Origin of the sequence: Bacteroides fluxus YIT 12057 (genome assembly GCF_000195635.1) — a bacterium.
In the GTDB taxonomy this organism is placed as follows: Bacteria; Bacteroidota; Bacteroidia; order Bacteroidales; family Bacteroidaceae; genus Bacteroides; species Bacteroides fluxus.
Genome location: NZ_GL882689.1, coordinates 55,867 through 69,351 on the forward strand (window position 1 = coordinate 55,867; position 13,485 = coordinate 69,351).

9 protein-coding genes are annotated in these 13,485 nt (G+C 39.9%); all 9 read left to right on the top strand.

Translation table 11 applies throughout. The features are described 5' to 3' along the window. Positions 1-79: 79 nt before the first annotated feature. The 9 genes from HMPREF9446_RS14075 to HMPREF9446_RS14115 all read left to right on the top strand — a co-directional run bounded on the left by HMPREF9446_RS14075 (position 80) and on the right by HMPREF9446_RS14115 (position 13,485). Positions 80-1,807, top strand: a complete 1,728-nt coding sequence (locus HMPREF9446_RS14075; RefSeq protein WP_009126381.1) for a tetratricopeptide repeat protein — start codon at positions 80-82, stop codon at positions 1,805-1,807. Positions 1,808-1,946: 139 nt separating this feature from the next. After that, entirely contained in the window at positions 1,947-2,840 is an 894-nt protein-coding gene (locus HMPREF9446_RS17960; RefSeq protein ID WP_009126382.1) for a glycosyltransferase family 2 protein, read from the top strand. 64 nt (positions 2,841-2,904) lie between these two features. Further along, complete coding sequence (locus HMPREF9446_RS14085) at positions 2,905-3,912, top strand: GLPGLI family protein (RefSeq protein ID WP_009126383.1); 1,008 nt, start codon at positions 2,905-2,907, stop codon at positions 3,910-3,912. A gap of 159 nt (positions 3,913-4,071) precedes the next feature. Further along, positions 4,072-4,311 carry a TIGR04149 family rSAM-modified RiPP gene (locus HMPREF9446_RS14090; protein WP_157243335.1) on the top strand — a complete coding sequence of 80 codons (240 nt, stop codon included), beginning with the start codon at positions 4,072-4,074 and terminating at the stop codon, positions 4,309-4,311. 77 nt (positions 4,312-4,388) lie between these two features. Continuing rightward, positions 4,389-5,648, top strand: coding sequence for a radical SAM peptide maturase (locus tag HMPREF9446_RS14095; RefSeq protein WP_009126385.1), 1,260 nt, complete (start codon positions 4,389-4,391; stop codon positions 5,646-5,648). Between the two features lie 41 nt (positions 5,649-5,689). Beyond that, a complete protein-coding gene (locus HMPREF9446_RS14100; protein WP_009126386.1) occupies positions 5,690-6,925 on the top strand; it encodes a TIGR04150 pseudo-rSAM protein in 1,236 nt (411 codons plus the stop codon). A gap of 11 nt (positions 6,926-6,936) precedes the next feature. Further along, positions 6,937-8,607, top strand: coding sequence for a glycosyltransferase (locus HMPREF9446_RS17965; protein WP_009126387.1), 1,671 nt, complete (start codon positions 6,937-6,939; stop codon positions 8,605-8,607). Positions 8,608-8,619: 12 nt separating this feature from the next. After that, positions 8,620-11,262: a carboxypeptidase-like regulatory domain-containing protein gene (locus HMPREF9446_RS14110; RefSeq protein WP_009126388.1), complete on the top strand. Its 2,643-nt coding sequence runs from the start codon at positions 8,620-8,622 to the stop codon at positions 11,260-11,262. A 15-nt stretch (positions 11,263-11,277) separates the two neighbouring features. Further along, positions 11,278-13,485, top strand: a complete 2,208-nt coding sequence (locus tag HMPREF9446_RS14115) for a peptidase domain-containing ABC transporter (RefSeq protein WP_039969687.1) — start codon at positions 11,278-11,280, stop codon at positions 13,483-13,485.

A 13,485-nucleotide genomic window follows, 5' to 3' on the forward strand; every position in this document is an offset into this window, starting at 1 on the left:
GTTACATTTGCAGAAACACTTTGTAACCGGAAATCATCATCTGTAATGGTGTTTTCCTAATATATAGCAATCTGAGAAAATGAAAAATACACTATTGATAGGATTTTTACTAGCTTGCGGATTATGGAGTTCCTGCACCGAGAAAGCGGTGTTTGATGTTCTGGATAAGGCCGAGAGCTCTATGGAAACGCATCCCGACAGTGCGTTGTTTCTGTTGCATCATATATCTCATCCCGGGAAACTCCGTGGGAAGCAGCGGGCGGATTATGCGTTGCTGCTGACACAGGCCCGTGACAAGAACTATCTGGACAGTTTACAGTCCGATTCGTTGATAGGGATTGCGGTGGATTATTATAAGGACAGGGATGATGACGTAAAAGCAGGGAAATCTCTTTTTTATTATGGCAAGGTGGCGGCTTTGCAGGATAAGGACACGTTGGCTATGCAAGCCTATCTGGATGCCTTGGCCAGGCTGGAGAAAACGGGAGAGTATAAGTTGCGGGGATTGGTGTATGAATATATAGGCCGGATAAACGATGCCCGGAAGATGCATGACATGGCACTTGAAAATTATCGGAAATCAATATCCTGTTACCAAAGGGCGCACGATACATTAGGCATTGCGTATATATATCGTAATATAGCTTGGATTTATGAGGGCAGACACGAACAGGATAGTGTGAGACTGTATGTGGATCTTGGAATTTCTGCCTTAAATGGTGACAGCCTTTCTCCTGCTTTTCCTTCATTAATGCATCTTAAAGGGGTGATGGAAAGTAATTCGGGAAATTATTCTGAGGCAATGGAATGCTTTCGGACTGCTATCAGACATGAAAGAGGGGAGACTCCCGTGATTTATTATTGCACTTCGCCGGAAGGGGACAGTTATGCTCAACAAGGGCGTATAGATGAGGCTGAAAAATGCTTTCAAAATATATTGTCGTGGAATAAGGGAAATATGCGGTTTGGGGGATATCATTATCTTTATTTATTGGAAAAGCGAAGAGGAAAATATAAGAGAGCCCTTTCTTTCAAAGAAAAATCCGATTCATTGTTACAGGTGGTGCAGGACGAGAGGCTGCGGAGTGGTATCCGAAAGTTACAACAGGAATATGAGGTGGAAAAGTTGCGGTTAGAGGCAGAAGTACTTCGTAAGAGTCAGCAAATGCAACTTTTGGGTGGAATGGTTTTGTTGGTTTTCTTGATAAGTGCCGGTGCGTTTACCGTATATAAAATATTGGCTCGCCGTAAGTATCTTTATGAGAAGCGTTTGTATGAAGCGATGAGGCTGCATAAAGAAGTCATCAGTGTTAACGAGAAGACGATAGAAGAATATCAGTCCCGGATAGAAAATCTGAAACGGGCAGGAACATTGGCAGAGGATACTTTTAGAGAACAGATTGGAAAGTTGGAGCGGGAAATACAGGTTTTAGTCAATAAAAACCAAGAAGCCAGAGAGAATTCTTATGCGGGTGGAAGAACCATCTTGCTGCAGCTGAGGGGGCATCTCTTGGTTGTGGAGAATATGACTTTGGAGGAAAAACGGCAGCTTTTTGCTTATATGGATTTGTTGTTTGACAATTTTGCTACCCACTTGCGTAATGAATATAAGTTGAAAGACGGGTACTTGCTCTTGGCGACTTTCATGAAGCTGGGCTTTTCTTTTGAAGAATTGATGGCTGTCTTTGATTGCGGGCCGGAGGCTATTAGGAAACGAAAGCAACGTTTAAAAGAAAAATTGGAGTTGGATAGTACAATAAATTTATATGTTTTTTTGACATTCTATCCTCGGAAAATGTCCTGCTAAATCTTTGATGTTGTTTTCAAAATGTTGATTTACAGCGGTAAATAGCTATGAAAATATGTCCTGCTTCATTTTTGACGATAACATAAATATGCCTTACTTTTGCGACAAATGAAAACCGGTATGGCGGTTATAAAGAATTGTGAAAGAAAGTAAGCTTATATCTGTTGTTGTGCCTTTATATAATAGTTGTAATACTATTGAAAGGACGATAAAATCCGTTCTGGCTCAGTCCTATCAGAATCTGGAGGTGATGGTTGTGGATGATGGTTCAGAGGACAACAGCAGGGCGCTTATTGAAAAGATGGCGGATAGTAGGATTCATTACTATTGCCTTCCCCATCAAAATGCCAATGTAGCACGTAATTATGGTATAAATCACAGTCGTGGCGAGTATATTGCTATGCTTGATGCCGATGATGAATGGTTGGCGAATCATTTGGAAACTTCTTTGACGGTTTTGCAGGAAAGAAAGGTAGACTGCATTTATGGTAGTTTGATATTACGTAGCAAGTCTGATAGAGTAGTCTTTACCCGTGCGTTGGAGGCGGGAGAATCCATTATTGATTTTTTACTGACCACAGGATACGGTGCTCAGACCTCTACCTTGGTGATGACAGCATCAAGCGCCAAGGATGTATTGTGGAATGAAAGTTTAAGGCGGCATCAGGATTATGATTTTGTTGTGCGTTATGGAAGGAAATACAGACTGTATCCGAAGTTAGAGCCTACTGTGGTTTATTATCTGTCCGATACCCCGAAAGTGATAGACTTTGGTTCGTGCATCCGTTTTATTCATACGGTAGAAGGAGAAATCACTGACGATGTCTATATGAATTATCATAGACGCATGTTAGGTCTGGCTATGGCAAAAGGAGCAAGGGAGGAGGTGATATGGCATTATCGGAAGGCTGCCACATATTATAAATATCTTTTGTCTTTTCATGACTATCTTTTATTGCTTCAGCCTCAAAGTAAGTTGAAAGTCTGGCATTTGATGATAAAATATTTTTGGGGGCTATTTAGGAGTGTATAGATATCTAGGGTAGTGAACGTTGAGATATATAGTAGAACTGACTAATCTTTAAAAGATAATATTTATGAAAACATTTGTAACCTTTTTCTTTCTTATGCTGATGGCAATGGCAGGAAATGCGCAAAAAACAAAATTTAAGATAGATGAGAATAATAAGGAACTGCAATTGTTGCGTGAACAGGCTAAAAAAAGGACGGAAAGACAAAAGGAACAGTTGTCACCTTATAGTATAAAGAGTAAAGGTAAAGTCTTAAATCCAATGCTGCCTGCTTGTAGGAATGTCTCTAAGTATAAAACTATAGATCATGGTACTGTTCGTATATTGTATGCTTTTAATGCGGAGGATATCGCTGACCCGCAAACGTATGATGACTTACAACGGTTGGAAATTGGTAAAAACTATGTGAAATATTATGGTTATAATGTTTTTCAAGCAGATTCTATTGCGACTGTTGAATTTATGATAAGCAGTAAAATTTATGGTGTGAGTTTTCCAATGGAGGGTGGTAATATTTTTATTAGTATGCAAATTGATGGGAAACATCAAGGATGGTCGCGAAATTTATTTTCTGAGTTTTTTAAAGACTTGTCTAAAAATGAAATGACAGAATATTGCCGTATGCCTAGTGGACGTATGTTGAGGAAATATAATAGCTATTATACAGAACCTGTACCTGTGCAGGATTGGCAAATAGAAGAAGAAACCCAGGAAATAGCCGGTTATTTGTGTCAAAAGGCAGTGTGCGATTTTAGGGGGCGTAGTTATACGGCATGGTTTACCGTAGATATTCCTATCAGTCAGGGTCCCTGGAAGTTCAGTGGATTGCCGGGGTTAATATTAAAGGTATATGATGATAGGCAGGAATATGTGTTTGAATGCGTAGGCATAGAACAACATTCACAGGAATATCCTATTATTCTATTGGATAACTATAAAGATTATCAGAAGACTACCCGATTGAAACTTGATAAGTTGTTGAAGAGTGTCTGTGAAAACTATTATCAGTTAACAGGCATGACAGATGCTGTATCCACGTTACTGTATCCATATAATCCGATAGAACTAAAATAACTGACATAAATGTATAATTCTCAAAGAGTCTCGCAAGCTTATTGAGAAGTCTTGTTAGGATGGACTAAAAATAAATAAAAGCGAAAAAGAATGATAATAGAAGTGATTTTTGTTACTTGAAAATTTGGAATGCAATTGTTAATTTTAAATGTATTATTCATGAAAAAATTTAATAAAATATCTTTGTCTGAGTTGAACCATCTTGAACTTAAAAAGAAGCAACAACAATTGATTTTTGGTGGTAATGCCTGTAAATGTGGCTCTTGTGGAGAATGGGCAAGCACTGAGGCTAATATGAATGCTAATTTTGATGGCAATATAACCGGAACAGGAACCAATGATCCGATTTGTAGGTGCACTGGCGGATTGGAAGATGCAATTGTGCCTGCTATAGCATAGTGTGAAAAACAAGGGGGATTTTTCTATAAAAAGGGAGAACCTCCCCTTGTATTAGGTATTTACATAAAATAGAGACAATGGATATTTACAAAGAAAATGGTTATCAATTCAACTTGTCAGCATCAGTGCCTGTTTTTAAATTGGTCAATTTGAGGCAATTAGTTTTTGAGGTTACAACTTATTGTAATTTGAATTGCACTTATTGCGGTTATGGCTCTCTTTATAATATGCGTACACATAAAGAACGGACTCAAATGCCGTTTTCTATGGCTAAAATAATGATTGATTATCTGTTTGACCTTTGGGTTACGCATGATAATGGCTATGATATAAGAGAGACTTTTATTGGTTTTTATGGTGGAGAACCCCTTTTGAATTTTAAATTTATAGAATCTGTTGTTTCTTATATTGAGGAACATCCCGTGAAAAAACGGAGATTTGGATACACTATGACTACTAATGCTATGCTACTTGATAAATATATGGATTTTTTGGTCGAAAAAAAATTTAATCTTGTTATTAGTTTGGATGGCAATAAAATGGCACATAGTTATCGTGTAGATTGGAATGGTCAAAATTCTTTTGATAGGGTGATTGGGAATATTAAAGAATTACAATCGAAGTATCCTGCATATTTTGACAAGTATGTAGCATTTAATTCTGTGTTGACAAATCGGGGGGATTTATTAGGTATAAAAAAGTTTGTTTTGAAAGAATTTGGTAAAAATCCGATGGTGGCAGAAGTTAATGATTTTGGTATTCAAGAGGCTCAAAGGGATAAATTTAATAAAATTTACAAATCAGTAAGAAGAGAATTATCCCAAAAAACAAGTAAGGAACTTTTTGACAAAATAGATTTTGCTAAAAATCCGACAAACAGAGTTGCTTTTCTTATTTTAAAAAGTTTAAGTGGTAATAGTTTTTCTTCATATAATTCACTCCTCCCTCAAAAGGAAGGGCGTGTTTTTCCAACTGGGACATGCTTTCCGTTCGATAAGAAATTATTTGTTACAGTAAAAGGTGAGTTGCTTCCTTGTGAGCGTATTAATCAGAGATTTAGTTTAGGACATATAGCTGAAGATAGAGTACATATCGATTTTGAGTATATCGCTAAAAAATATTCAGATTATTATAAACGGATTTATAACCATTGTAAAGAATGTTATGCTAAACCAATATGTGAGCAATGTATGTTTTATGTCAGTGGTATAGATGATAATCCTTCTTGTCCGAACTTCCTTAATAAGCAACAATATGAAGAATTAATAGCTTCACATTTAAATTATTTGGCAGAGAATCCGCATATATATCAACGGATGATGGAAGAAATGTTTTGAAGTTAAGGACTCTATTTGTATAATCTATAAAAATATTGTTTATGTATAAATCTATAGTTTTATATCCTGATACTTTTCTTTGGTTTACGGAAACACTGGGAGTGTTTTATAATTGTGAGAATACTTCATTTGTACAATTTGAAATAACTCCTTTATTGTTGAAATATTGTTTTCGTATAAATGATTTTAATAATATGTACACGATTGCTATAGATCCAGAAGACGAAAACGATACAGTCTTTTGCAAATGGCTTAATCGTATCGTAAACAATCATATTGGGAAAATAGTCTCTTTGGCCTTTATAGATAAGAAACCTTTCAGCCTTCCTCCAATATTGAATCTACGGCATGAATTAGAAGAGCGACGCATGGACGATTTTTACTACCGTCCGATAAATATAGCCAATAATTTTCATGAAGTGACTTTCCTGTTGGGGGGAGAAAGAATGTCAGAAGAGGAAACCGGATATTATAAGCAAACGCACTACCCTATAAGCTCGGAATTTCGTTTGGAGGTGAGTAATATTTGCTCCTTTTTGGATAATAACAATATAAGGTATCTTCAACAAATAAATATTGTTAGCGGTGAACTCTCTGCTTATCCCGATTTAGAATTTCTATTGGAAAAACTTTTTCAATATGACATTCCGCTTACTTACTTTTTTCGGGGAAATGATGTGGAAGGTGTAAGTAAAGTCTTAAAATATACTTCCTCCGGGAAAATTTCTCTTGGACTATATTTTGCAGATGTTAAGTCATTTCAAGAGACAGAATCCTTGTTGAAAGACGGAGGGATTGATTATCGGTGGATTTTTTTGTTGCGGGAAGAGAACGAATGGGAACAGGCACAAAGGATTGTGGAAACTTATGATATAGAGTATTACAATTTGGTGCCTGTTGTGACAAGCAATGTTTCTAATCTGGACTTTTTCAGCGAGAATGTGTTTACATCCTACAATGAATTATCTCATATGTCTCTTACTAAGCAGAATATTTTTTGTAACCAAACCATCAACTCCAATTGTTGGGGGCAATTATTCATCACCCCAGACAAGAAAGTGTATGCTAATTTGAACGGAAATTCTCTTGGGACTATCGGAGAAGATGTTTTATGTTTGATACGGAAAGAAATGACAGGTGGAGAGTCTTATTGGAAATATACTAGGGACAAAGTAATTCCGTGTAAGGCTTGTATTTATCGTTATTTGTGTCCGCCACCTTCTAACTATGAGTTTTACTTAAAACGATTTGATTTATGTACGGTGAATAATCTGTAACTTTAAAATCTATGATGATGAAAAAAAAACTAACCATAATTATTCCGTTTGCGAATGAAGGCGAGGAGGTGGAGAACACCGTTAGAAGTATTCGAAATCATTCCAAAGATGATATAGATATTATTGTTATCAATGACGCTTCTGACGATGGTTATGATTATGAACATTGTCTTCGGAAATATTCGGTAGAATATGTACTTAATCGGGAGCGTATAGGAGTTGCCGGTACTCGGGATATAGGGGTTGGCCTGTGTAGAACGGACTATTTCTTATTGTTGGATGCGCACATGCGGTTTTATGACTCGGAGTGGGTGTCTGCTATAGTACAAAGACTTGACGAAGACCCCAGAACAATCCTTTGTGCTCAGACAAAAGTTTTGAAGGAAATAGATGGAAAAATCATAGAAAGAGGGCAGACAGAAATATTTTGTGGAGCCTATGTTAATTTCTATACCCCGGTGGATTACTTGGAACCACAATGGGCGTATGTAAGTTGGTTGGTCGATTCGGTAAACAGTACGGATATGCAATTGATACCCTGCATATTGGGGGCTGGCTATGCAGCTTCAAAAAGATATTGGTTGCACTTACATGGGTTACAGGGACTTTTGCATTATGGCAATGACGAAGTATTGATTAGTATGAAAGCTTGGTTGGAGGGTGGGAAATGCAGGCTAATGCCTGATGTGATAATCGGACATCTTTATCGTCAATCTTCACCTTATAAGCATTATACTGAAAAAAGAATATACAATAGGTTGTATATTAGTCATCTGCTTTGTCCGGCCGAGTACCAAAAGAAATTGTTTGCTATTGAAAAGGTGAAATATTTGCAAGAGAATTTTGATGCTTGGAGGTTGTTTTATGAAAATTTTGATGATATAGAGCAGGCCAAACAAGCTTTTGAACGAATAAGTACAAAAAAATTTACTGTATTTGAACGTTTAAACCGAAGCCGTAAAGTTGTTGAAAAGGAATCAATAGAGAAAAAAGAGAAGTTTTTATTGAAATGTCTTCTATACATTGTAAATAGTATCAACAAATCTGGTAAAATAGGATTGGTAAATGGTAAATTGGGAGTTACTATTTTGCTGTATTGTTATGCGCGATATACCCAAAATCGTTATATAACAACCTTGGCAGATACTTTTTTGGATGAAATTATAGGGCAAGCAAGTATTGATGGCTCTCTGAATATACCAGATGGCTTATTAGGGATTGGTTGGGGAGTCTGTTATTTATCCCAGCAGCATTTTATTTCTTGTAATGTCAATGAAATATTGTCTGATCTTGACCAGAAAATCATGGAAATAGCTCCTGGTAGAATGACGAATTTAGATTTGGAGTATGGTCTGGGTGGTATTTTACGTTATGTTCTTTGTCGTCTATATGGTACGGCGGATTCTTCCGAAAGAGTGTTTTCTCCAGCTTTTCTTTGTGAATTGTATAATCGGGCAAAAACGGTGTTGGAGGAGGGATTGTGTAATACATGCCCGGAGACATACGTCGAATATATATTGTTTTATGAAAGGAAAAGGGATATTCTTCCGGCTTCTATTTATGATATCCTTATGTTACCGGGTTGGAACAAATATAGTAAGGCATGTAAGGATGTGTCTTTACACGGCCTGTCCGGTATGTGTTTAGAGTTTGTGTTAATGCAAATGGATTCAAGAACTTAATATCATACGCTTATGAAAAATAGAATCGCCTTTTTAATTTTATTGATAATGGGAGCATTGTCTGCTTATTCCCAAACAATAATTACCGGTACGGTAAAAAATAAGAAAGGAGAACCTATTTTGGCGACAGTAACCTTGCAGCGTTTGGGAACAAACACCATAGCGGGATTTGCCTCTACGGATGATGCCGGAAAATATAAAGCGGTTTATAAGGGAAGCGGAGATTCTATTCTTGTTGTTGTACGCGGTCTGATGGTAGAACAAACGACACGTTGCATACCCAATTGTTCTGCTATGGTAAACTTTACTGTCGTGGAGAAGGTAAATAAACTGAAAGAAGTATCTGTTACCGCCAGTCCGGTACGCCGTAAGGGCGATACGCTGACTTATGCCGTGGGGGTATTTGCAGGACAGAGTGACCGTACCATAGAGGATGTCATGAAGAAGTTGCCTGGTATTGAAGTGTCCTCGTCAGGGGGTATTTCTTATAATGGGAAGGAAATCAGCAATTTCTATATAGAAGATTTGGATATGTTGGGCGGACGTTATAATGTCGCTACCCGAAATATTGAAGCTAAAGACGTCGCTTCCATTCAAGTCTATGAAAATCATCAGCCCATTAAAGCGAATCCGATGTTCTCGGATCAGACTGCCATCAATTTGAGGTTGAAGGATAATGCGAAAGGCATTTGGACAGTCAATGCACTGGCCGGTATCGGATATAAACCGGTATTGTGGAATGCCGAATTGACGGCAATGCACTTTGCCCGTAACAGGCAGCATATTTCCATGTATAAAGGGAATAATAGCGGGCATACGGCGGATGAAGAATTGCGGAAGCATTATGACACAGGTGCGGCCATTGCCTTTACCGGAAGTATATTGTCGGTTACCCAGCCGGGGACGCCTAATGTTGCCAGGAAACGCTATATTGACAACAGGACTAATAGCATATCCGTGAATCAGCTTCTTAAAGTTAAGGAAACGGAGCTGACAGCGAATATCAACTATTACAATGAATGGTTGGACAAGGAGGGGTATTCTTCGTCCGTCCAATACTTGCCGGATGACACTCCGCTGGTTATTGAAGAAACTGTAAATAATGTTTCCAAAGAAAATAATCTTTCGATGGAATTATCTGCACGTTCGAACAAAGATAGGGAATTCTTTTCCAATAAGCTGGAGGCCAAAGCTTCGTGGAACCGGACATATACTGACGCTCTTTCAACAAGCAACCGCCGGACGGAGAACAGTGCTGTATTCCAACATCTGGACCGACCTTATTTTTCTGTAGCCAATGCATTGAATATGATGAAGCGAATTAATAACCATGTGTTCCGTATCCGTTTCAATGTGGACTACAATGATCGTCCGCATCGGCTTTGTATAACCCCTGCCTATTATTTCAGTGGGGACTCACTGGAGGTCTTGAGTCAGGAGGTGGTGCAGAGGAATATGAATGCTACATTGCACACCTCATACGGATTGAACTTGGGCGATTTCAGTTTGAATTATACTCCCCGCTTCAATATGAACCTTCGTAAACTGACATCCGAATTGACCGGAAGAGACGGGAATAATATGTTTCTTCCGGCTGCGGATAGTATGAGGAATAATCTTTGGTATAACAATTACCAGATAGGAGTGGATCAAGACTATACTTATAAGAAGTATGACCGGTTGAGGATTAAATTGACAATCCCTACTTATTTTTCTGTCATTACCAATAATAATCGTTTATCCGGTTCTTCTGTAAATTATAAGCAATGGATTGTGAATCCTGCGTTGACTGCCGATTATAGCTTTACTCCGTCTTTCAAGGTGGTGCTGAATGGATATTACCGGAAATCATACGGCAATATGAATGATGCCTACACTGGATATATCCTGCAATCGTACAGGAACTTGCTTCGCAATATGGGAGATAGGCTGTTTGCAAGCAGTGTAGGCGGAGGACATCTGTCATTAGAATATCGTGATGCCATCCGCATGCTTTTTTTCAATGTGACAGGCAGTTATCAACATAGTTGGAAAAATCTTTTTTACGGCTATAGTTATGAGAATATTGTAGGCATTAAAACATTTGTTGACCAACCGACCCGTGCGGATACTTATCGTTTGTATGCCAGTGCCAGCAAAACTTTCCGTTTCTGGCGAACCAAGGTTGGGTTTTCTGCGGGATTCAGTAAAAGTGATAACGAACTATTCATTCAAAACAAGGCGGAAGCCTACAATTCAAAAAAATATTTTGCAGGTTTTTCTTTCAATACAACTCCCTGCAGGTATGTAAATTGGGTTTACGATTTTTCGTGGTCACGTACAGAACAAAAGGTGGAGAGTACCTTGGAGGGTGATTCGCCCCTGCGCAGTCATTCGCATGAGTTTAAGCTTTGGATTTTCCCGAATGAAGCGCTAAGCATAAACTTCAATGTAGATTATCAGTATTATAATAAGGCTGGTAACCGGAACATGGCTTTTGCTGATGCATTGGTTCGGTATAAATATAAACAGACCGAATGGGAACTGGAATGTAACAACCTGTTTAATGCCAAGCGATATGTATCTACCACTTATTCCGCAATGAGCACTTACGTTAGTCAGTATGAATTACGTCCTCTTAGTCTTTTACTGAAAGTGAGGTTTAAGTTGAAATAAGTAGTTTTCGGAAATATGAGAGGAAAGTTCCATTTATATACTCAGTTGGATGCCATGGATTGTGGCCCTTCTTGTCTGCGCATGATAGCCAAATATTATGGTAAGAATTATTCATTGCAGTCTTTACGTGCCCGCTCTTTTATTTCCCGTAACGGTGTCTCTATGTTAGGTATCAGCGATGCCGCAGAGTCTATCGGTTTTAGAACATCGGGGGTACGTGTCTCTTTTAAACAACTGGTGGAAGATGTTCCCATGCCCTGTATCCTGCATTGGAACCAGAATCATTTTGTGGTTTGCTATGATGTGAGGAAAAAGAGAGGGCAATATTGGTTTAAAATAGCAGATCCGGCAAGCCGGTTGGTCACCTATAATGAACAGGAACTGAGAAGGTGCTGGCTAGTTACCAAATCGGACGGAGAAGAAAAAGGAACGGCACTTGCACTAGAGCCTACTCCGGACTTCTATGCCGGTGACGACGAACAAGAACTGAAAGCAAGAGGATTGCGCTTCTTTCTTCGTTACCTGATACCTTACAAGAAGCAATTGGTACAGCTGGTACTGGGCATGTTGGTGGTGAGTCTGCTCCAACTCATATTACCTTTCCTTACGCAAGCTCTGGTGGATGTGGGTATCCGTGACGGGAATTTTGGCTTTATCACCTTGGTGTTGGTGGCGCAGATTGTAATCTCCGTATCGCAACTTTCGGTGGAATTCATCCGTAGCTGGATATTGCTGCATGTGAACACGCGTATCTCCATCTCCCTTATTTCGGACTTCTTGGCAAAACTGATGAAACTGCCGCTCCATTTCTTCGACACGAAGATGGTGGGGGACATCATACAGCGTATCGGTGACCATAACCGTATTAAGACCTTCCTGACTGGCTCCTCCATCGGCACCCTCTTCTCCTTTGTCAACTTTTTCATCTTTGCCATTGTACTGGGCTATTACAACTTGACGGTATTGGGAATCTTCCTTCTGGGTAACAGCCTGTACATAGCCTGGATTCTTGCCTTCTTGAAGTACCGGCGAGAGTTGGATGTCCGTCGCTTTGCACAGGCTGCCGGAGAGCAGAGTAACCTGGTACAGATGGTGACCGCCATGCAGGAGATAAAGTTGAACAACTGCGAGACACAGAAACGTTGGCAGTGGGAACGAATACAGGTAAAGCTGTTCAAGATCAGCGTGAAAGGGTTGGCCTTGGGGCAGGTGCAGCAGGTGGGTTCCGTGTTTTTCAACCAGACCACGAATATCATCATCTCGTTTATGGCCGCCAAGGCCGTTGTGGAGGGGCAAATGACTCTGGGTATGATGATGTCTCTTACCTACATCATTGGCCAGCTCAGTGCGCCCGTAGCCTCCTTCATAGGGTTTGCGCAGCAGCTTCAGGATGCCAGGATAAGCTTGGAGCGTTTGAACGAGGTGCATGGCAAGCCGGACGAGGAACAGGATATCGCTTCCAAACTGTCGGTGTTGCCCGAACGGCGGGATATAAGGATAGAGAACCTATCCTTCAGCTATGACGGGGCGGACCGGGACTATGTGCTGGAGAATGTGTCTTTGCTGATTCCTGAACATAAGGTCACGGCGATTGTAGGTGCCAGCGGCAGCGGCAAGACTACGCTGGTGAAGCTGATGCTCGGTTTCTACTCTCCCAACAAGGGGGCGGTGAAAGTGAATGATACGCCGTTGGAGAATATAAATCCTCACCTGTGGCGTGCCAGAACGGGAGCCGTGATGCAGGACGGCTTTATCTTTTCGGAAACGATAGCGCAGAATATTGCCGTGGGAGAGGAGCAGATAGACATAGAGCGGCTGCGCCATGCCGTGACGGTGGCCAATATCCGTGATTTCATAGATTCCCTCCCGCTGGGGTATAACACCAAGATCGGCATGGAGGGTAACGGCATCAGCCAGGGGCAGAAGCAACGCCTGCTGATAGCGCGCGCCGTATATAAGAATCCTGAATTCCTCTTCTTCGACGAGGCTACCAACGCCTTAGATGCGAACAACGAGAAAGAGATTATGGAAAACCTGCATGAATTCTACAAAGGGAAGACCGTAGTGGTGGTGGCTCACCGCCTCAGTACGGTGAAGGATGCCGACAAGATAGTAGTGTTGGACAACGGACACATTGCGGAGGAAGGTACCCATCACGAACTGACGGAGCGGAAGGGGTTGTATTACAGGCTAGTGAAGAACCAACTGGAATTGGGGAGTTGA